This window comes from Candidatus Poriferisodalis sp., assembly GCF_965204195.1.
Taxonomy (GTDB): domain Bacteria; phylum Actinomycetota; class Acidimicrobiia; order Acidimicrobiales; family Poriferisodalaceae; genus Poriferisodalis.
Window position 1 is genome coordinate 2172699 of sequence record NZ_OZ241975.1, and the last position, 20431, is coordinate 2193129.

Genomic DNA, 20431 nt, shown 5'->3' on the forward strand with positions numbered 1-20431 from the left:
GCTGTGGCGTACCAGTACGAGGGCTTCGACCTCACTGGCAAAGTCGCTGTCATTACGGGGGGCAATGGCGGTATCGGGTTGGGCTACGCCCGTGGCGTCGCGGCCGCCGGTGCAGATGTCAGCATCTGGGGCACGAACCCCGACAAGAACGCTGCGGCCGAAGCCGAGTTGCAGGAGATCAACCCGTCGGCGAGCGCGCTGCGCTGCGATGTCTCCGACCAGGAGCAGGTCGAGGAGTCCATGGCGGCGGTGGTCGCGCGATACGGGCGCGTCGATGCCTGTTTCCCGAACGCCGGCATCGGCACGCAGAACCAGAAGGGCTTCCACGAGCACTCCAACGAGGACTGGTTCAGCGTCATCGACGTGAACCTGCACGGCGTGTTCTTCACGCTGCGCGCCGCCACCCAGCAGATGATCGCCCAGGGCGAGGGCGGCAGCCTGGTGCTCACCTCGAGCGGCACCGCGATCCAGGGCGCCGCCCGGGGCCAGGCCTATGCAGCCACCAAGGGCGCCATGCTGGCGATGATGATGGGCCTGTCGGTCGAGATGGCCCGCTACAAGATCAACGCCAACGCCGTCATTCCGGGCTGGATCGACACCGCCATGACCGAACGGCTCTTCAACTGGGACAAGTTCGTAGACAACGTGATGCCGCGCATTCCCATGCGCAGGTGGGGCGTACCAGACGACTTCGGTGCCATCGCGGTGTACCTGATGAGCGACGCAGCCCGCTGGCACACCGGCGACGTCATCAAGATCGACGGCGGTTTCAGCATCTTCTGACCCAGCCGCGACAACCGATTTACGAAGCTGTGTTAGGTTTTTTCCAACGGGGATTCCGGCTCGCGCCGTCCGAACCACCGCGCTGTCCCACAGCGATGCGGCATTCGGTGCCCGAGCGAGCTGGGCGCTGAGTCACGAGGGGGACATCGTGGAGGAATACGACATTCACATCAAGGACGGCACGATCGTCGACGGGACACGCGTGCCGAGCTTCCGCGGCGACCTGTGGATATCCGACGGGCGTATCGCCCAGATCGGCGGCCGTCCCGACAAGCCTTCCAAGGAAGTCATCGATGCGGGTGGCTGCATCGTGGCCCCGGGCACCATCGACCTGCACACCCACTACGACGCGCAGATCCGCTGGGATCCGTACTGCTCCATCTCGAGCTGGCACGGGGTGACCTCGGTGGTGCTCGGCAACTGCGGTTTCGGGTTCGCTCCCTGCAAGCCCGACTTCCGCGAGCGGTCGATGCTCACGATGGTGCGCACTGAGGCGATCCCGTTAGCGGCCATGCAGGAGGGCATGCTGCCGAAGTGGGATTGGGAGACCATCCCGGAGTATCTCGACTCGCTGGACCGCACGCCGAAGGGCGTCAACGTGCTGCAGTACATGCCGACGGCCTCGCTGATGATCTACGTGATGGGCCTCGAAGCGGCCAAGACCCGTCCGGCCAACAACGCGGAGCGCAAGGAGATGCAGCGCCTGCTGCACGAGGGCATGGACGCCGGCCTGTGCGGCTTTTCCATCCAGCGTCTCGGGCCCAACTCCACCCAGGCCGACTTCGACGGCTCGCCGATGGTCACCGACACCATGATCGACGACGACATCTTCGTGCTGGCCGAAGTGCTGCGCGAGCGCGACGAGGGCTTCATCCAGCTCACGCAGGCCACGAGCCCCGACGTCAACAATCCGGAGGATCTCGACTTCAAGCGGCGGCTGGCCGAGGTCAGCGGCCGACCGATCATCGACAACGTGGTGCCGGTGAGCCAGCGCAACCCGCGTGTCCACGAGGAACGGCTCGAATGGCTCGAGCAGGCCCACAACGACGGGCTGCGCATCTTCGGCCAGGGTGCCTCCATCCGCACGGGCTTCGCCTTCTCGCTCGACGAGTGGAACCTGTACGACTCCAGCCCGGCATGGCGCGAGGCGACGACGGGCTCGATCGAAGACAAGATGCGCAAGATGTCCGACCCTGCCCTGCGAGACCGGCTGCGTGCCGAGACTGACGAGGCGGCGACGCTGTTCGCGAACACGCAGGGCGCCGTCGGCGGGCCACCCCGCAAGCTGGTTGTGCAAGGCGTGGCGCGACGTCAGGACCTGCAGAAGTACGTGGGCAAGTCGCTGGGAGAGATCGCCGAGATGGAAGGCAAGCACTACATCGACGTGATGCTCGACCTGTCGCTCGAGACCGATCTCAAGACGGAGTTCTTGGGCGAGGGTCCTGAGTTCAATGTGGACCACATGTCGGCGGTGTACACCGACTCGCCGTACACGATCCCGGGCGTGTCCGACGGCGGCGCGCACACCAAGTTCTTCACCGGCGGTGCCTGGACGACGGACTTTTTGGCGTGGATCGTGCGTGACGAGCAGCGGCTGACGGTCGAGGAGGCGCACTACCGGATGTCGGCGCTTGCAGCGCACGCGGCCGGATTCCAGGATCGCGGTGTGCTGAAGGAGGGCGCCCCGGCCGACGTGCTCGTCTATGACATGGACGAGCTGGCCATCGATCCCGAGTGGATCGGCGAGGCCGTCTATGACCTGCCCGGCGGCGAGTGGCGCCGCGTGCAGCGTGCGCATGGCTACCGCCACATCCTGGTGAACGGCGTCGAGACGTTCCAAGACGGGGAGTGCACGGGCGCCACACCGGGCAAGCTCCTGCGCCACGGCCGCGGCTAGAGCCTCTGTGCCGCCCGGCGGGGCGGGTCCTGTCACCACTGTTTTCCCTGCACGGGCGCAAGCGCCCGCGCGCCCCGCAGTCCTCGCAAGCTGCGGGCTGCGGGGGCCCCGTTCGGTGCCACCCACCCCGCCTACCTTGGCGCAGTGGTATTGCGCGACTAGGTCGTGGCGATGACTTGGGCGAGGGCGGCTACGCCTTCTTGGATGTCGTCGTGCGAGAGGCTGCCGAAGCAGAGGCGCATACGGCGTGCGCCCCAAGCGGGTTCTACCGACCAGGCTGCGCCTTCGTTGAACTGGATGCCTCGCTTGGCCGCTGGCGCCAGATAGCTCGACGTGTCGGTGCCGGCTGGGAACGTGAGCCATACGAAGATGCCGCCCTTGGGATCGGTCACCTGCACCGGTCCGCCGAGCTTGATCGCCACTTGTGACAGCGCACCCATGTGGGTGTTCACGGCGTGGCGCATCACCGCACATTTCTCTCGCAGCGTTTCCCGCAGCTGGGCTACGTGGTCGTCGAAGTGGGCTGCTGCGTATTCGGCGAGCACGAGCTGTTCGATTGCACCGGTGCCGGCATCGTCCTTGAGGGCCATGAGCTGGCGCACGATGGGCACGTCGCCCACGATGTAGCCGACGCGGAGCGCAGGCGCGATCGACTTCGAGAACGAGCCGCAGTAGATCACTGCGCTCTGCCCCTCGGCTTCGGCACAGTCCAGCGCACGCAGCGTCGGCGGGCGCTCTCCGGTCCACTGGAGATCGGAATAGCACTCGTCCTCGAAGATCGGCACGCCGAAGTGCCGAGCGATGGCCAGGATCTCCCGCCGGCGCTCGATGGGCATCACCGAGCCCGTGGGGTTCTGGACCGTCGGGATGGTGTAGATGAACCGGGGCGGCGTGCCGGCTGCGGCCAGCTCGTCGAGCAGGCCGGCAAGTCGTTCCGGAACGATCCCGTCGTCGTCGAGCTCGACGCCGACGCATCTGGCGCCTCGCCGGGCGACCTTCGAGATCATCCCCCCGTATGTCGCCTCTTCGGCCACCACGACGTCGCCCGGGCGAAGGAACGCCGCGTTGACCAGATCGAGCGCTTGCAGCGAACCGGACACCACCAGCACCTGCTCGCTGCTCGTCGGCATATGCGCATTCGCGTCCAGCGATCCGGCGACGAACTCACGCAACCCCTCGAAGCCCTGCGGATTGCCGCCGAGGTTGTAGGTGGCGAGTTCGGAGCCATGCTTCGTCAGCACTGACATGGCCGCCTCGGTCAGGCCGCCCACCGGCACACTCGGCGAGTCGTTGTTCCCGCCGACAAAGCTGAAGCGCGGGATCGGCGTCCACGCCCCCGCCGGCTGAGGCAGGCCTTCGGCCATCTTGGCTGCCATGTCGAACGCGCTCGCTGACGCGTTGCCGTGCGGTGGGCCGGTCTGCGGCACGATGCTCTCTCCGGTGATGCTCGGCGGGCTCGGCTAGGCGTCCGAGACCACTATTCGCTGCGCGAACAGCCACTGGCCGTCGACCTTGCGGACGATGTCGTCGTAGTGCCCGACCAGCAGGATCCTGCCGCCGTCGGCCAACGGCTTGACCATCTGCAAGTGGCTGAACACGGTGGCCTCGGATCCGTCGCCGTCGGCCACGACGTTGGTTACCCAGTGCTGTGCAGAAGCGAACTCGGCGTACTGCTCTTCAGTCGAGTACGCGGCAGCGAACGCCCGTAGCTCGTCCCGGCCGTTGAAGGTGCCGACGATCCCGATGAACTGCCCGTCGGGAGCGAACGTATTGGCGTACCCGTCGGCATCGCCGGTGTCGATCGCCTTGTTGTAGCGGGAGATGAGGTCCCGGATCTCTACTCGATCATCATTCGTCAGCGCCACAGCTCGCCCCCCGTGCTCTGCCGGCTTGTTGGCGTCAACCTACTGCGGCACGGGTCGCGTAGCTCTGGCCCTCCGGGCGTCGGCTCCTTTGGGCGTTAGCTATGCCTACTGAACTGCAGCAGGCATCGTCACTATTCAGCATTCGGTCATCTGGATACGTGCCGAGTCCCCTGCTTATACTTCGATTGGTGCGCACGGTCCGGGCATTTCGGTCAAAGCGAGACCGGCGAGACGCCGACCCGGCGGCGCCGGATGACTTGGCCCGGAACGGCCGAGGTCGACACTGGCCGGGGGCACGCTCGATCATCCTCGACGGCGTCACCCACTCGTACAGCCAGACGCAGGGCGTCAGCTCCCCCGAGGGCCTCGATCCCGCCGACGAAATCGCCGAGGGCAGTTATTCGGTGTACGACCTGTCGCTGCGTGTCGAGCCCGGCGAATCGGTCGCGCTGCTTGGCCCCAGCGGGTGCGGCAAGACCACGCTGCTGCGCCTGATCGCAGGGCTCGAACGTCCCCTGGCCGGCACCATTCAGCTCGGCGAGAGGTTCGTCTCGGGACCGCCGGGGCGAGGCGGTTCCTGGGTGGCTCCCGAGTCGCGCCGTGTCGGGATGGTGTTCCAGGACTGGGCGCTGTTCCCGCATCTCACCGTGGGCCGGAATGTCGGCTACGGGCTCGAACGGTCGACACGAACGCCGGGCCGTATCGCCGAAGCACTCGACCTAGTGGGTCTGTCCGGGTTTGCCGAACGCATGCCCTCCACGCTGTCGGGCGGGCAGCAGCAGCGTGTCGCGCTGGCGCGAGCGCTGGCGCCCCGCCCTGGTGTGCTCTTGCTGGACGAGCCCTTCTCCAATCTCGACTCATCGCTGCGCGAGGACGTTCGCAGCGAGGTCCGGCGGCTGCTCATCGAACTGGGCATCACGGCCGTCTTCGTGACCCACGACCAGGACGAGGCCTTTGTGGTCGGCGACCGCGTGGGCGTGCTCTGCGAGGGCCGTCTCGCGCAGGTCGACACACCCGATGGCCTCTACCGCCGACCTGTCGACCCGTTCGTGGCCGACTTCGTGGGCACAGCGTCATGGGTGCGCTGCGGCGCCTCGGATGGCTTCGCGCACACCCCGCTCGGACGCCTCCCTCTCAGCAACGCCGCCGGCGAGAGCGGCAACGGGACGGCATCCAACGCCGCAGACCGAGTTGTCGACGTGATGCTGCGCCCGGAGCAGCTCAGCTTGGCCCAGGGCACCACAGCCGAAGTCGAACTGGTGGAGTTCTACGGGCACGACTCGATGGTCGTGGCGAATCTCGACGGCACTCAACTGCGCGTGCGCTGCGGACCCGATCCCGAAGTGCGTCGTGGCGACTCGGTCGCTGTCGAGTTCACCGGCACCAGCGTCGTTGCATTCGCTTAGCCGCTACCCGCACGCAGCGGGGAGATGACCTGCTCGGCGAAGCGGTGGGCTGGCTCGGCGCTGTCGGGGTTTCCGAAGTCGAGCACGAAGTGCCGGATTCCCACTTCCACCAGCGAAGCCAGGAATTCGGCGTACTCGGCGGACTCGCTGTCAGTCGTGGGCAGTGCCCGCTCGACAGTGGTCGACATCTCCAGCCCTGCCAGATCGCGTCCGAGCCGCTCGAGTTCATCCAGCACGATGCCGCACTTGCGCCTCAGCGCTTCAAGATTCCGCCGCCATGGCGTGTTCCAGATGTCGGCGTGACGGGCGGCAACCTTCAGGCCGATCTGCTCTCCCGAGGCTCCGATGCAGATCGGCGGCGGCACCTCCGGCAAGGGAGGCGCTGTCGCACCGTCGATGCGATAGTGCTGGCCCTCGAAGCTGGGGTCATCCTGCGTCCACATCAGCCGGCAGATCGTGACCACCTCTTCGAGCTGTGCGAATCGCACTTTCGGTGAGGGGAACTCGTAGCCGTAGGCCTCGTACTCGTCGCCCCGCCAGCCGGCCCCGATGCCCAAGATGAAACGGTTGCCCGACAGGTACTGCAGCGTCGCGGCCATCTTCGCTGTCAAGGCCGGCGGCCTGTACCCGTGTCCGAGGACGTGGTGGCACAGCTGCACATCGGGCAGGCGAGCCGCACACCAGGTGATCGTGGTCCAGGCTTCGAGAAACGGGTCGGTCTTGGCGTCGAACCCGTAGAAATGGTCGGCGATCCACAGCGAGTCGAAGTGCCCGATCACTTCGGGCAGGAGCCATTCCACCTGGTCGGCCACGATCGGCCGATGGTCACTCCACCGGTTGCCGATGCATGGCGACAGCCACCCGAACCTGAGCCCATTCCCCGAAGTCACGGCGTCACGCTAACCGTGCGACTGGTCCGAGCTCTTCGGGCGATGTGTAGAATCGGAGGAAATATACACATCAGGATCTGGGGCGCACATCGACAAGTATCCGGGCGTCGGCATTCGGGCAACGGGAAGGCAGCGATGCGTACCAACATCGAAATCGACGACGAACTCATGGACGCAGCCATGAGTGATGGCAGCTTTCGCACTAAGCGAGCAGCTGTGGAGGCTGGACTTCGCCTGCTGATCCGAACGAGATCACAGGGACGCATACGCAGTCTGAGAGGCAAGCTGGCGTGGGAAGGCTCGCTTGACGAGATGCGAATCGACCGATGATCGTGGTCGATTCATCCGTCTGGATCGACTACTTCAACGGCATCGAAACTTCCCAGTCCGACCTGCTGGACGAGCTGCTGGGAGCGCAGCCGGTCCTCACCGGCGACTTGATCCTGGCGGAGGTGCTCCAAGGGTTCCGAAACGATGCTCACATGCGCCGCGCCCAAGAGACCATGGACGCCCTGTTCTACGAGTCGATGGTGGGACGCCACATCGCCATCGCCAGTGCGCTCAACTACCGGAAACTGCGCGCCAGAGGCATCACTGCACGTAAGACCATCGACATGCTGATTGCCACGTTCTGCATCGAGAACGGTCACCAGTTGCTGCACGCAGACCGTGACTTCGACCCAATGGCCGAACACCTCGGACTGCAGGTGCTCTGACCGGCATCTCCGGCGCCACCCGATGGTGGGATCAGGGGCGGACGGCGCGCTTGTTGGGGCGACGGGCGAGTTCCTCGAGCACCGGCTGGGCCAGCTTCACGAACGTGCAGGCCAGGCGCCGGGTCTCGCGTGGATCGATGAGGTCGACGACATCGCCGTGCATCGCTGCTTTGAACGGCGAACGGAGCCGCAGCAGTCGCTCCTCGATCATCTCTCGATGCGCCTCCGGATCGGGTGCCGCGTCGATCTCGCGCCGGTATGCCGCCGCGACACCGCCCTCGATCGGGATGCCGCCCCACTCCCCCGCGGGCCAGCCGAAGCGCAGGTTGAGCGCATGCGGCAGCCCGATGCTGTTGGGTGCATCGGCGGCCACGCCGTAGGACTTGCGGACGTTGAACTCCACCTTGGGCACGCTCGCTTCTGCTGAAGCAATCAGCGCCCGCACGCCCCGGCGCATGGTGGCCTTGCGCTCAGCAGCAGACCCCAGCATGAACCCGGGCATGTCCAGGAAGATCAGCATCGGCAGGTTGAACGCGTCGCACAGGTCCACGAAGTGCGCGTACTTGTCGGCGCCGTCGCCGTCCATGGCGCCGGCCAGCCGCATCGGATCGCTCCCGACCACACCCACGCTGTAACCATCGAGCCGGGCGAACCCGGTGATGATCGCCCCTGCGTAGTGGCGGCGCATCTCGAAGAACTCGCCGTTGTCGACGACGTGGCGGATGAGCGCCCGGGCGTCGTAGCCCGCTCGCCGGTTGGTGGGAATGATGTTCAGTAACTCCTCGGGCCGGCGATCAGGCGGGTCACCGGTGTCCACGCGAGGTGCCACATGCGCGGTCGTGTTGGGCAAGTACGAGAGGAACTGCCTGATCTGGTCGAACGCGTCCTCCTCGCTCTCGGCCACGTTGTCCACCTGGCCGCTCTCGTACACGTGCATCCGGTAGCCGCCGAGTTCCTCCTTCGACAGCGTCTCACCGGTAGCCCGCTGCACCACCGGCGGACCTGACGGGAAGATCTGCGACTGGCCCTTCACCATCACCGTGAAGTGAGACATGAGCGCCGCAGCAGCGGGCCAGCCCGCCACGGATCCCATGATCCCTGCCGCCACCGGCACTTTGGTCAGCATCTCCACGCCTTGCCACCACATATCGCCCTCCGGCAGCGCCATCTGGCCCGACTCCTCGTCAGACCGTGAGCTGTGGCCGACGCCCTCGCGCAGCTGCACATAAGGGATGCCGTAGGTGATGGCCAGCGGCTGGGCGAACTGGTGCGGGATCTTGTGGACGTTGTGGGGGCTGCCACCCGAGATCGTGAAATCGTCGCCGCCGATCGCCACCGGCCGGCCGTCGAGCTCGGCGAGGCCCATCACGTAGCCGCCGGGCGTGAACCCGATGATGTTGCCCTCGTCGTCGTACTCCGGTCCGCCCATGAGCCCACCCATCTCAATGAACGAGCCCGGGTCGGCCATCTTGGCAATGCGTTCGCGCACGGTGTACCGACCGCCCTGGTGCTGGCGGTTGATGCGTTCCGGGCCGCCCATCTCGGCAGCCAGCTCCTTGAGGTACGCGATCTCGGCGATCGCGTCCTCCCAGGACATTCCCGGCTTCCACGTCTCCCGATCCGGATCAACTGGCATTCGTGCGCTCCGATCAATGGCTCGTCAGCAAGGCCGGCACATCCGGCATAGTTCCGGCGCCGCACCGCGCTTCGAACTGCGGTCTCTGAAGAATGTACGAGCCAGCGCCTGCGGCTGTCCTGACAACTCGCTGATCACTGCTGCCCCATCTCGGTGGCCGCAGTAAGTTGCGGCGGCGAGGCGCAGGTTTCTGGGCGCCGCTGAGACTGACAGGGGACCACGATGGAACTGGGACTGTTCACCATGCCGAGCCACCCGCCCGAGCGCGACCTGCGCGAAGGCTGGGAATGGGACCTGCAGGTCATCGAGTGGGCCGATGAGTTCGGCTTCGGCGAGGCCTGGATCGGCGAGCACCATGCCGCCAAGTGGGAGCCGCATCCTGCACCGGACCTGCTGACGCTGGCGGCGCTGCAGCGCACCGAGAACATCCGCATCGGCCCCGGCGGCTTCCTGATGCCCTACTACCACCCTGCCGAGCTGGCCAACCGCATCTCGTTGCTCGACCACATCTCCGAGGGACGGCTCAACTTTGGTGTCGCCGCCAGCGGCCTGCCGAGCGACTGGGAGATGTTCGGCGTGGACGGCATGGCCGGCGAGAACCGTGAGATGACCCAGGAATCGGTCGAGTTCATCCTGAACCTCTGGAGCCAGGAGCCCGGCTGGACCCACGACGGCAAGCACTGGAAGGGCTCGGTGCCTCACGGCATGCCCGACATGGACCTGGTGCATCACCTTCGCCCGCTGCAGCAGCCGCATCCGCCGATCGGTGTGGCAGGGCTCAACTCGCCGTCGCCGACGCTGGAGATGGCAGGCGAGAAGGGCTGGATCCCGATGAGCCTCAACCTCAACCCGCAGTACGTCAGCGGGCACTGGGACTCATACGAAGCCGGTGCTCGCCGGGCGGGGCGGGAAGTCAGCCGCAGCGATTGGCGGATGGTCCGCGAGGTCTTCGTCGCGCCGACTGATGAGGAGGCTTGGGAGCTGTCTTATGGCGGGATGATGGGCCGGATGATGACCGAGTACTTCATCCCGCTGCTCGGCGCCTTCGACTTCCACAAGTTCCTCATCGACGAGCGCAACCCACCGGCGGACGGCGTCGTCACCGTGGAGTACTGCGCCCGTAACAACTGGTTCGTGGGATCGCCCGAGACGGTCGCAGCGTCGATCGAGAAGGTGTACGCCGACGTCGGCGGGTTCGGCCACCTGCTGCTGTTCTGCTTCGACTACTCCGAGGCACCCGATGCCTGGCGGCGCTCGATGGACCTGCTGGCCAGTGACGTCATGCCGCGGGTGGCACACCTCACCGGAGACTGAACCCGCCAAAACGCTGCAAGCAGCCTGAGCCCGCCGAGTCCGGCGGTTAGGGCGAATACAGTTGCGCGACATGGTGTCGGCACCGCGAGCAGCAACCTCGCCAGCACTTCGTGCCGTTCGAGCTGAGGCCGAGGCGCTGGTCGATCTCGCCCGGCGACGCGTTTCTCAATACTCGGGCGTCGGCGCCCGGAGCGCGGCGCGACGGCCGCCGAGCTGGCCGCCGGCGCCCGAACTGCCCAAGGGCGACCCCCGTCTCGGACTGCGGGATCGCTGGTACTTGCTGGGTGTGGCCGATCTGGTCGGCAGCCAGCCAGTGCCGACACGCCTGCTCGGCGAGGACTTGGTGGCGTGGCGCGACGGCGACGGCGCTGTGCGGCTCATGGCCGACCTCTGTCCGCACCGGGGCGCTCGGCTGTCGGTCGGCGATGTCGTCGGCGGCCAGTTGCAGTGCGCGTATCACCACTGGCGATTCGACGGCGACGGCCAGTGCACGTCGGTGCCGTCGCAGGGCGGTGCCTGCTCGCTGGCAGAGCGGACCCGCGTCAGCGTGAGCTATTCCGTGAGCGAGCAGGCCGGCTATCTGTGGGCATGGATTGGCGAGAGCGAGCCTGCGCCGCTCAGGCTTCCGGATGAGTTCACCGACGAGCGCTACTCGACGTTCCCCGAGACCGTGGAATGGGGCGCGAACTGGCTGCTGGCGCTCGAGAACCTCGTGGATCTGATGCATGCGCCGTTCCTGCACGCCCGCTCGATCACCCTCAACGAGGGGATCACCAACGACCGTGTGGTGGTCGACGATCACGACGACGGTTTCGAGGTCCGACGCCGAAACCAGGCGGGTACCAACTTCGACTGGATCGACATCCACACCGGCGAGCTTGCGTACGTCCGCTTGGACATCCCGCTGCCGCCCAGTGCCGGTCCGGGCCCGCCACTGCGGATCCTGGGATTCCTGACGCCGCGTGACAATGCAGCGACGCTCGTGCACTTCCCCCGATTCCGTGCGGTGTCGGGTCGCGAGCGTCGCATCTGGCGGACGCTGTACCGGCTGCGACTGCGCGGTACACACCTGCACGTACTCAATCAGGACAAGGAGATGCTGGAGGGCCTGCGCACGGTCGAGGAAGCCCGCCGCGACGAGCACCTCGCTCAGGCCGACCGGCCCGTGGTGCACCTGCGCCGGGCGCTCGAGCCAGCCTTCACCGAGCAACGGCGGCGCTTTGGCCTCGAGGAACCGTCGCCCCCGGCACCCATTGCCCTGGCTGACTGATGCCAGGCCTCACGTAACCTGCGACCGTCGACCACTACAGGACACCAACGATGAGCCAGACCGCCGCCGACACGGCTTCGAGAATCGAGACCGCCGAGCTGGAGGCTCGGATTGACGACATGTGCGCCATGCGCGACACCCGCCGGGAGGACTGGGACACCTTGGCGTTCCAGACCAAGGCAGGCCCGCAGTACCGGCGCGCGCAGATCCGCTACATCGGCTCGGGCGGCACCGGCAACCACGAAGGCGACGAGCGGGCGCTGGCTGCCGAGCACTTCACGTTCTCCAACATGCTGCTGCCGCCAGGCGCCGAAGGCCCCGAGCACACCCATCACGACGTCGAGGAGGCGTTCTTCGTGCTCGAAGGCGAGCTCGAAGTGACGATTCACGACGGCGATGACTCCGCCAGCCGGCTGCTCGGCTATCGCGACCTCATCAAGATCCCGGCCGGTACTGCCCGGTCGCTGCGCAATGTCGGCGAGACCGACGCTTTGTTCGTGGTGATGCTGGGTGCGTCGAAGCCCCAGCTGCCCACCTATCCCCCGCACTCCCCCATGGCGGGGATCACGCGGGACTAGAGGCTGAGCACCATACGGCCGGCTCCAACATGAGCCTGCACGATCGCCGCGTCATCGTCACCGGCGCCGGGCGCGGTCTCGGTGAGGCCATGGCGCACGCGATCGCGGCCGACGGTGCAACGGTCGTCGTGGCCGAGCTGGTGCCGGAACTAGGCGAGCAAGTAGCCGGCGACATCAGGGCTGCAGGCGGCGCTGCCGAGTTTGTCCCGACCGATGTGAACAATGAATCGTCCATCGCCGATCTAGCCGCTCATGTCTCATCCGCCGGCGGGCTCTGGGGCGTCGTAAACAACGCTGGCCTGGCCGACGCCGTAGGCGGCAAGACGTTCTGGGACATCACGCCTGACGAGTGGGACCGGATCCAGACCACCAATGCTCGGGGGCCATGGCTGGTGAGTCGCGCGCTCGCTCCGCAGATGATCGGCGCAGGCGCAGGCCGGATCGTCAACATCGCCTCGGATGCGGCGCTGTACGGCTCTCCCCGGCTGGCGCACTACATCGCCTCGAAGGGAGCGCTCATCGCGCTGACACGGGCGATGGCCCGTGAGCTGGGCGACCACGGCATCACCGTCAACGCGGTGGCGCCGGGGCTGACCGAAGGACCATCGGCCGAACGGATTCCCGCGGAGCGCCACGCTCTGTACGCCGCCAACCGGGCCATCACCCGACCTCAGCAGCCAGCGGACGTGACGGGTGCAGTCACATTCCTGCTGTCGGACGACGCCGCCTACATCACAGGGCAGACAATTGTCGTCGACGGCGGATTCGTGATGCCATGAGCACACAGCAACCTCGACATGGCGGCGACCTGCTCGTCGAGGTACTGAGAGCACTCGATGTCGAGGCCGCATTCGGCGTGGTGAGCGTGCACAACCTCCCCCTGGTCGATGCCTTGACACATCAGCTGCGATGGGTGCCCACTCGCAGCGAGTCAGCGGCCGTCAACGCCGCCGACGGATACGCCCGTGCGAACCGCACGCCTGGCTGCGCAGTGACCTCCACCGGCACCGGCGCTGCGAATGCCGCCGGTGCGCTCGTGGAAGCCCTCACCGCGGGCTCGCCGGTGCTGCACGTCACCGGCCAGATCCCTAGCGAATACCTGGGGCAGGGCCGCGGCGTGATCCACGAGACCCGTGACCAGCTCGGAATGCTGCAGGCCTGCTCGGTGTCGGCGGCAACCGTCGGGACCGAAGCCTCGGCCGCCTTCGCTGCGGCTGCCGGTCGCTTGGGCTGCCACCCGCGCGGCCCGGTCAGCCTGGAGTGGCCGATCGACCTGCAGTACGGCGAAACGGCCCCGTTTGAGCTGTCTGCGGGCGGCACGGCGGCGTACTCGACAGGTTCGGCTGAGATACCCGGACCTGAAGATGTCGCGCTGGACCGTGCCGCCGAACTCATCGCCGCCGCGGAACGGCCGCTGGTGTGGGCGGGAGGCGGAGCGGTCGGTGCCAATGCCCAGATCAACGATCTGGTGCGGCAGACCGGCGCTGGCCTGTTCACGTCCAACGCCGGTCGAGGCGTGCTGCCCGAGACCGACGAACGGGTCATCGGCAACTTTGCGGCCTCGGCGGCGGGCGCCGAACTGCTCGCCCAAGCCGACCTGCTGATCTCCGTCGGCACGCACTTCCGCTCCAACGAGACCCGCAGTTACCGGCTCGGTGTGCCGCCGGTGCACATCCAGATTGACGTCGACCCCGCTGCGGTCGGGCGCGTGTACCCGGTCGATGTCGGGATTCTCGGCGATGCCAGCGTCGTGCTCGATGCGCTCGGCCAACGACTCGCCGACAGCAAACCGCGGACGGCACCCTCGTGGACCGCAGCGATCACCAGAGCCCGAAACCAGTGCCGGGCCCAGCTTCGGCGCGACATCGGGTCGTATGCCGGGATCTGTGACGCCATGGCGAGCGTGCTCGGCGACCGGGCGCCTCGTGTCCGCGACATCACCATCCCGAACAGCTCGTGGGGCAACCGCTTGCTGCCCGTGATCGATCCGTCGACCAACGTCGTGCCCCGCGGCGGCGGCATCGGCCAAGCCGTCGGTATGGGCATCGGCGCCGCAGTGGCCCGCCCCGACGAGCCCACCATGGTGATGGTCGGCGACGGCGGCCTCGCCCCTCAGATCGGCGAACTCGCCACCATCGCCCAGGAGAACCTGCCCATCACGGTCGTCGTTTTCGACGACGGCGGCTACGGCGTGCTGCGCAACACCCAAGACCGCCATGTCGGCCGCCGCTCCGGCGTCGATCTCCTCACGCCCGACTTCGCAGCACTAGCCAGCACATTCGACATCGCCTACGCCAACGCATCGACACCCGACGAGTTCGCCGATGCATACCAGCGCGCCACCGCCGCCCGTACCCCGCAGCTGATCCGGGTGGACTGCACTGCACTCGGCCCGATGCCCGTGCCATTCGTCCCTCCCGTCGAAGTGCCCAGGTCAGCAGCGACGTGAACTCTCACCCAGCGGTGCCAGAGATTCAGTATCACATGACCGTGCGCAAACTTTCGCATATGCATGCTAACCTGCACGCATGCGTACGACCATCGAGTTTGACGAGGACGCGGCCCGGGCACTGATGCGTCTGCGCCAAGACAGCGGCATGGGCGTCTCCGAGGCCGTCAACCACCTGATGCGGCGAGGGCTCGCAGCGTCACCCGATGCACGCCCCTTCGTCCAGAGAACCCATCCGCTCGGCATCGCGATCGACGTCAGCAACGTGGCCGAGGTCATCGACTTGCTCGAAGGCCCCCACGCGAGGTAGCGGCAGGTGCTCGTCGACGCCAACATCCTGCTGTACGCGGTCGACGAACGGAGTCCGTTTCACGAGGCGACGCGAAGCTGGCTCGAAGAAGCGCTGAACGGGCCACGCCGTGTCGGGCTTCCGTGGCAGTCGCTGAGCGGGTTCATGCGCATCGTCACCAATCCGCGGGCAGTGCCGAACCCGCTCGGACCCGCCGAGGCATGGGCGTTCGTCGACGACTGGCTGAACGCCCCAAGCGCGTGGATACCTGCACCCGGCCGGGGCTACCGGACCATCTTGGGGCAGTTGGTGAAGGACCTGCATCTCACCGCCAACCTCATACCCGACGCTGCGCTCGCGGCACTGTGCATCGAACACGGGTTAGCCATCGTTTCAGCAGACTCCGACTTCGCCCGCTTCACCGAACTGCGCTGGATCAACCCGACGTCAGCTGCGTAGCGCTGGACTACGCCGTGACGGCTTGACTGGCGTCGGTATTGCACAATGGCGGGCGATGGCGGCGAGCGGCGATGATGAGGCCATGAGTGCCCATGCCGCAGGGTCCGGTGGCGCCTCGGGCGCGCAGCCATGACCGTCGGACCGGAACCCGCAGTGGATGCGTCGACGAGTGGACTGATCTCGCGTAGCCATCTGGGGATCGAGCCGTTTGCGCTGGTTCGGCCGGCGTCACTAGCCGACGCCGCGGCCGGCGTAGCCGACGGCGCGTGGGCGCACGCGGGCGGCATCGACGTTGCCCAACGCTTGCGGCACGGCGAATCGACCGAGTCCGTGGTGCCGCTGGGCGGGCTCGAAGCTCTCACCGAGATCTCACTGCGTGACGGCGCGCTGTTCATCGGGGCGGCGGTCACGCACGCCCGCATCGAATCCAACGCGCTGGTGCGTTCCCGTCGGCCTGATCTGGCCGCCGCGTGGCGGACGATCGGCAATGTGCGCATCCGCACCGCCGGCACCGTTGGCGGCAACCTCATGGCGCTCGATGCCGGCTACGACGCCGCGCCGATCCTCGCAGCAGCCGGCGCCGAGCTGATCTTCCTCGAACCCGACGGCAGTGAACAACGCTGCTCGGTGGCCGACAGGGTTGAGGGCAGGCTGCTCGTGGGTTGCGAGGTGCCTCTTGAGGGCCGCGTCGTCTACGACCGATCGCTGAAACCGGTCGCCTCGGTAGCCGTCGGCGATCGGTATGCCGCCATCGGCTGTGCCTACAGCGATGTGAAGGTCATCGAGCTTGAAGTTGGCACCAATGGCGTTGCTGACCTCGAAGCCGTACGTGCTGGGCTGGACGCTCTCGGCGAGCCGCTCGATGATGCCAATGCCTCGTCCCGATACCGGAGCCGCGTGATCGCGGTGCTCATGGAGCGCTGCGTGCAAGCCCACGCCGAAGACGGGTCGGCGAGTCTCGGTTACGAGGACAGAGTTCCATCGTCAGCCGACGCTCCCTGGCGTGCGAGTGCTGCGCCGGCCGGGCTGCCCGGCCAGGTCGCCTCGCAGCGAGTCGACGGCGGTTCAGCAGGCGACGCCGACTCGGTAAACCTCCAGCTGCATCTGAACGGCGAGCCGTTCGCGACGACTGCGCCGGTTTCGGAGATGCTGGTCGAAACGATCCGTACGCGGGCCGGCCTCGGTGCAACCCGCGTCGGCTGCGATCAGGCCGTCTGCGGTGCCTGCACGGTGCTGGTCGACGGTCTGCCCACGGCGTCGTGCTCCACGTTCGCTTGGCAGGCCGCCGGATGCGAGGTCCACACGATCGAAGCAGCCAACAACTCTCCCGGCCCAGAAGCGGCGGGAAGACTTCCCGCAGTCATGCGAGAGGTGCAGCGGACGTTTGCTGACACCAGCGCCTTCCAGTGCGGTTACTGCACACCGGGCCTGATCCTCACTGCCAGCTCCCTGCTGGCGCACCATCAGGAGCCTGACCGCGGCACGATCGCGGACTGGCTCGACTCGAATGTCTGTCGCTGCACCGGTTACCTGATGGTGATCGAAGCCGTCGAGGCAGCGGGGGCTGCACTGCGCAGCCGCGGCGATCTGCACCGGGAACCATCGACATGACTAGGTCGGATGCGTCGCTGAAGGTCTCCGGTACAGCGCCGTATGCCGTCGACGTCGCGCTCGCCGGGATGTTGCACGCCAAGGTGCTCCGCTCGCCCCATGCCCATGCGCTCGTCACCCGCATCGACACCGCCGCTGCTGAGCGGGCTCCCGGCGTGCGGGCCGTGCTCACCCGACGTGACCTGCTCGCGGGCGAGCACCGCGAGCACTGGGCGGCCGATGATCTTCAGCACCGTCCATCGGATACGCCGCTCGTCGCCGCGCACAGCTACGGCTACTTCATCAAGGACCAGCCGATCCTGGCGCTCGACCGCGTGCGCTGCATCGGCGATCCGGTGGTCGCCATCGCCGCCGAGACCGAGCTCGAAGCGGCCCGGGCGCTCTCGCTGGTGCAGGTCACCTACGAGCCGCTGCCGGCGGTCACCAACTTCGACGAAGCGCTCGCAGATGGGGCGCCGGAGATCTTCCCTGAAGCGCCGCTGGGGATGACGCCCGCCTACGGGCAGGGTGCAAGCGGAGGCGCCCGGCCGCGGCCGAATGTCTGCTACCGCTTCGGCTACGAGACCGGTGATCCATCTGCCTTCGAACGCTGCGACCACGTCTTCACCGATGTCTTCGCGTTCGACGGTCGCCAGCAGCATCTTCACCTCGAACCGTTCGTCGCAGTGGCCAAATGGTCGGCACAGGTGACCGGCGACGACGGCCGGCTGGAACTGTGGTCGAGCTGCCAGAACCCCTTCCCGGTCCGCAAGGAGATGGCTCGCCTGCTGGGCATCGGCGAACAGCGGGTGCGCATGCATGTCCGCTATCTCGGCGGAGGTTTCGGGGCCAAGAACGGTTGCAAGACCGAACCCATCGCAGCGCTGCTGGCGCTCAAGGCCGGCGCGCCGGTCCGCTACTGCCTGACGCTCGACGAGGGCTTCTGGACGATGCGCCAGCACAACGCCCGCCTGACGCTTCGCACCGGCGTCATGGCCGACGGCACGCTGGTGGCGCGCGACGCCGAGGTGCTGCTCGACGCAGGCGCGTACGCCGACGCCAGCCCCCTGGTAGCCGAGAAGGCCGGCTACCGCGTCGCCGGGCCGTACCGCTGGCAGCACATCCGCTCGGTCACCGATGCCGTGCTCACCAACACCACGCCGGCCGGACCGTTCCGGGGCTTCGGAGGCACCCAGGCCAACTTCGCCTGCGAGAGCCAGATCGACATGATCGCCAAGCGGCTCGGCATGGATCCGGTGGAGCTGCGCCGCCGCAACCTGATCCGTCTGGGCGAGTCGTACGTGCCGGGCGAGTCGGCCATGGACTCCGATCTCGTCGAGGGCCTCAATCTGGTGGCGTCCCATATCGGGATGCACAGCCCACGTCCGGCGGGACGGGGTCGCGGTGTTGCGGTGGGATTCAAGGATTCCGGCGGGGTGAACAAGCCGGCGCAAGCCCGGGTGAAGGTGGCCACCTCGGGCGACGCCTGGGTGCAGTGCGGCACGGTCGAGATGGGCCAAGGTTCCCAGACCGCCTTGCGGGAGGTTGCAGCACGCGTGCTCGGCGTGAGCCGGGAACGGGTCCACTGGTCAGACCTCGACACCGACCACACCCCCTTCGATCAGGGCACCAATGCCTCGTCTGCGATCTCGGTGATGGGACAGGCGGTCCAGAAAGCTGCCGAAGCGGCCCGGCTACGCGTCCTGCAGTTCTGCGCGACAGCCTTGGACGTCGCGGTCGAGCAGGTCGATTTCCGGGACGGCTTCGTCATGGTGACCCCTCCCGACGGTTCGGGTGAGGCCGAGCGCAGTCCATTGGCGCCACTGGTCATGGGCTTCTACGGCGGCACCGGTTACGAGTTCACCGGCGAGGGCTTCTTCAAGGCACCCACTGACCATCGGGCCCCACTGGAATCGCCGTGCGTGTCGTGGGAGTACGGCTGGGGCGCGGCGGAGGTGTCGGTGGACGCCGAGACCGGTGCGGTCACGGTGCACCGGCTGGTGGTCTCGGGCGATGCCGGGACTGTCCTGCATGAGGGCGCCTGCCGGGGGCAGGACGAGGGCGCGGCGATCATGGGGCTCGGCGGTGCCCTGTTCGAGACCATGCGATTCGACGGTCCCGTGCTCACCAACGGCCGGCTCGTCGACTACCGGGTGCCACGAGCCAGCGACCTTCCAGCTGAGTTCGTGTCGGTCACCCAGGAGCAGGGTCACGGCCCGGGACCATTCGGCTCAAAAGGCCTTGGCGAGGGAGCGATGCTGCCGATCGCGTCGGCCATAGCGAACGCTGTCGCCGATGTCACGGGAGCCCGCGTCACGTCCATGCCCCTAACACCGGAGACCGTGCTCGCTGCGCTGGATGAGACACGGGGCGAGCGATGAATTCGGCGATCTGGACGATCACCCATCTGCGTCATATCTCGCTGCGCTGTGCGGCGTTCGACGAGAACGTCCACTACTACGCGGGGCCGTGGGGCTTGCAACGGCTCGGCGACTCCGACGATGGCACGGCCGTGCTGCGGGCAACAGGCCCGGAGCATCACGTGCTTGAGCTGCAACGAGCAGATCGCAATGGCATCGACCACATCGGCTTGGGACTCGCCGATGACCGTGCCGTCGACGCTGCGGCAGCCGGGCTGGCAGAACGCAACGTGCGACTGCTGAGCGAACCCGCCGAGTTGGATCGTCCCGGCGGCGGCTATGGATTCCGGATTGCTGATCCAGAAGGGCGTGTCATCGAGCTGGCCGCTCGCACCGAAGCCGTCGCGCCGCTCGATGCTGATGCCACGCCGGTCAAGCTCGCGCATGTCGTGCTCAACTCCGCCGACATCGAAGCACTGTGCGCCTGGTGGTGCGATGTGCTGGGCTTCCGGGTGAGCGACTGGAGCGAGCGCCAGATGGTGTTCCTGCGCTGCAACGCCGATCATCACTCCATCGCGTTCAACCGGGCCGAGTGGGCCTCGCTCAACCACGTGGCGTATGAGGTGCCGTCGCTGGATGCCTACATGGCATCGCTGGGGCGTCTCAACCGCGCCGGACACACCGTCGGCTGGGGTCCCGGACGCCACGGGCCGGGCAACAACGCGTTCGGTTACTTCGTCGACCCGGCAGGCACCGTTCCTGAAATCACCGCCGAGGTGCAACAGATCGACGAGGCGAGTTGGGTGCCGCGTACCTGGCCCCGTACGCCCGAGCTGTCTGATCGATGGGGAACAGCCGGCCCACCGTCACCCGAGATGCGCCAGCACATGGCCGGAGCGCCTGAATAGCCGCCGCGCCTGTGCAGCCGG

At 67.1% G+C, this 20431-nt stretch carries 19 protein-coding genes; 15 read left to right on the forward strand and 4 right to left on the reverse strand.

Going from position 1 to position 20431, the window contains the following annotated elements; all coding sequences use genetic code 11:
• The first annotated feature begins 3 nt into the window (after positions 1-3).
• Together ACOGI8_RS09605 and ACOGI8_RS09610 are read left to right on the forward strand one after the other, a co-directional pair.
• Positions 4-783, forward strand: a complete 780-nt coding sequence (locus ACOGI8_RS09605; RefSeq protein ID WP_419853581.1) for an SDR family NAD(P)-dependent oxidoreductase — start codon at positions 4-6, stop codon at positions 781-783.
• Between the two features lie 148 nt (positions 784-931).
• Complete coding sequence (locus ACOGI8_RS09610) at positions 932-2680, forward strand: N-acyl-D-amino-acid deacylase family protein (protein WP_419853582.1); 1749 nt, start codon at positions 932-934, stop codon at positions 2678-2680.
• A 158-nt stretch (positions 2681-2838) separates the two neighbouring features.
• Here the strand turns inward: ACOGI8_RS09610 and ACOGI8_RS09615 are convergent, their stop codons facing one another.
• Complete coding sequence (locus tag ACOGI8_RS09615; RefSeq protein ID WP_419853583.1) at positions 2839-4107, reverse strand: PLP-dependent aminotransferase family protein; 1269 nt, start codon at positions 4105-4107, stop codon at positions 2839-2841.
• Between the two features lie 33 nt (positions 4108-4140).
• Positions 4141-4545, reverse strand: a complete 405-nt coding sequence (locus ACOGI8_RS09620; RefSeq protein ID WP_419853584.1) for a nuclear transport factor 2 family protein — start codon at positions 4543-4545, stop codon at positions 4141-4143.
• A gap of 188 nt (positions 4546-4733) precedes the next feature.
• Between ACOGI8_RS09620 and ACOGI8_RS09625 the strand changes: the two genes are divergently transcribed.
• Complete coding sequence (locus tag ACOGI8_RS09625; RefSeq protein WP_419853585.1) at positions 4734-5951, forward strand: ABC transporter ATP-binding protein; 1218 nt, start codon at positions 4734-4736, stop codon at positions 5949-5951.
• On the opposite strand, the gene ACOGI8_RS09630 is transcribed toward ACOGI8_RS09625, so the two are convergent.
• Positions 5948-6841 (reverse strand): LLM class flavin-dependent oxidoreductase, encoded by an 894-nt coding sequence (locus ACOGI8_RS09630; protein ID WP_419853586.1) that lies wholly within the window; start codon positions 6839-6841, stop codon positions 5948-5950. The two genes, ACOGI8_RS09625 and ACOGI8_RS09630, sit on opposite strands and share 4 nt — an antisense overlap.
• Before the next feature lie 135 nt (positions 6842-6976).
• On the opposite strand from ACOGI8_RS09630, the gene ACOGI8_RS09635 reads away from it, so the two are divergent.
• Both ACOGI8_RS09635 and ACOGI8_RS09640 read left to right on the forward strand, forming a co-directional pair.
• Positions 6977-7171 carry a type II toxin-antitoxin system VapB family antitoxin gene (locus tag ACOGI8_RS09635; protein ID WP_419853587.1) on the forward strand — a complete coding sequence of 65 codons (195 nt, stop codon included), beginning with the start codon at positions 6977-6979 and terminating at the stop codon, positions 7169-7171.
• Entirely contained in the window at positions 7168-7557 is a 390-nt protein-coding gene (locus tag ACOGI8_RS09640) for a PIN domain nuclease (RefSeq protein ID WP_419853588.1), read from the forward strand. Before ACOGI8_RS09635 ends, ACOGI8_RS09640 begins: the two co-directional genes overlap by 4 nt.
• 31 nt (positions 7558-7588) lie before the next feature.
• Here ACOGI8_RS09640 and ACOGI8_RS09645 read toward each other — a convergent pair whose 3' ends face one another.
• Positions 7589-9193, reverse strand: coding sequence for an acyl-CoA carboxylase subunit beta (locus tag ACOGI8_RS09645; RefSeq protein ID WP_419853589.1), 1605 nt, complete (start codon positions 9191-9193; stop codon positions 7589-7591).
• Between the two features lie 222 nt (positions 9194-9415).
• Here ACOGI8_RS09645 and ACOGI8_RS09650 point away from each other — a divergent pair, with 222 nt between their 5' ends.
• The 10 genes from ACOGI8_RS09650 (at position 9416) to ACOGI8_RS09695 (ending at position 20410) form a co-directional block, all read left to right on the forward strand.
• Entirely contained in the window at positions 9416-10507 is a 1092-nt protein-coding gene (locus tag ACOGI8_RS09650) for an LLM class flavin-dependent oxidoreductase (protein WP_419853590.1), read from the forward strand.
• Positions 10508-10577: 70 nt separating this feature from the next.
• Complete coding sequence (locus tag ACOGI8_RS09655; protein WP_419853591.1) at positions 10578-11777, forward strand: Rieske 2Fe-2S domain-containing protein; 1200 nt, start codon at positions 10578-10580, stop codon at positions 11775-11777.
• Positions 11778-11896: 119 nt separating this feature from the next.
• The gene (locus tag ACOGI8_RS09660) at positions 11897-12355 is read left to right on the forward strand and encodes a cupin domain-containing protein (protein WP_419856392.1); all 459 of its coding nucleotides are present in this window, start codon (positions 11897-11899) and stop codon (positions 12353-12355) included.
• 29 nt (positions 12356-12384) lie between these two features.
• On the forward strand, positions 12385-13134 hold the full coding sequence (locus tag ACOGI8_RS09665; protein WP_419853592.1) for a 3-oxoacyl-ACP reductase family protein: 750 nt from the start codon (positions 12385-12387) through the stop codon (positions 13132-13134).
• The gene (locus ACOGI8_RS09670; RefSeq protein ID WP_419853593.1) at positions 13131-14804 is read left to right on the forward strand and encodes a thiamine pyrophosphate-binding protein; all 1674 of its coding nucleotides are present in this window, start codon (positions 13131-13133) and stop codon (positions 14802-14804) included. Before ACOGI8_RS09665 ends, ACOGI8_RS09670 begins: the two co-directional genes overlap by 4 nt.
• A 79-nt stretch (positions 14805-14883) precedes the next feature.
• Positions 14884-15114 (forward strand): CopG family transcriptional regulator, encoded by a 231-nt coding sequence (locus tag ACOGI8_RS09675; RefSeq protein WP_419853594.1) that lies wholly within the window; start codon positions 14884-14886, stop codon positions 15112-15114.
• 6 nt (positions 15115-15120) lie between these two features.
• Positions 15121-15552, forward strand: coding sequence for a TA system VapC family ribonuclease toxin (locus tag ACOGI8_RS09680; protein ID WP_419853595.1), 432 nt, complete (start codon positions 15121-15123; stop codon positions 15550-15552).
• Positions 15553-15681: 129 nt separating this feature from the next.
• Entirely contained in the window at positions 15682-17163 is a 1482-nt protein-coding gene (locus ACOGI8_RS09685; RefSeq protein ID WP_419853596.1) for an FAD binding domain-containing protein, read from the forward strand.
• On the forward strand, positions 17160-19523 hold the full coding sequence (locus ACOGI8_RS09690; protein WP_419853597.1) for a xanthine dehydrogenase family protein molybdopterin-binding subunit: 2364 nt from the start codon (positions 17160-17162) through the stop codon (positions 19521-19523). The genes ACOGI8_RS09685 and ACOGI8_RS09690 overlap by 4 nt, the downstream gene beginning before the upstream one ends.
• Positions 19520-20410: a VOC family protein gene (locus tag ACOGI8_RS09695; protein ID WP_419853598.1), complete on the forward strand. Its 891-nt coding sequence runs from the start codon at positions 19520-19522 to the stop codon at positions 20408-20410. Before ACOGI8_RS09690 ends, ACOGI8_RS09695 begins: the two co-directional genes overlap by 4 nt.
• Positions 20411-20431 lie beyond the last annotated feature (21 nt).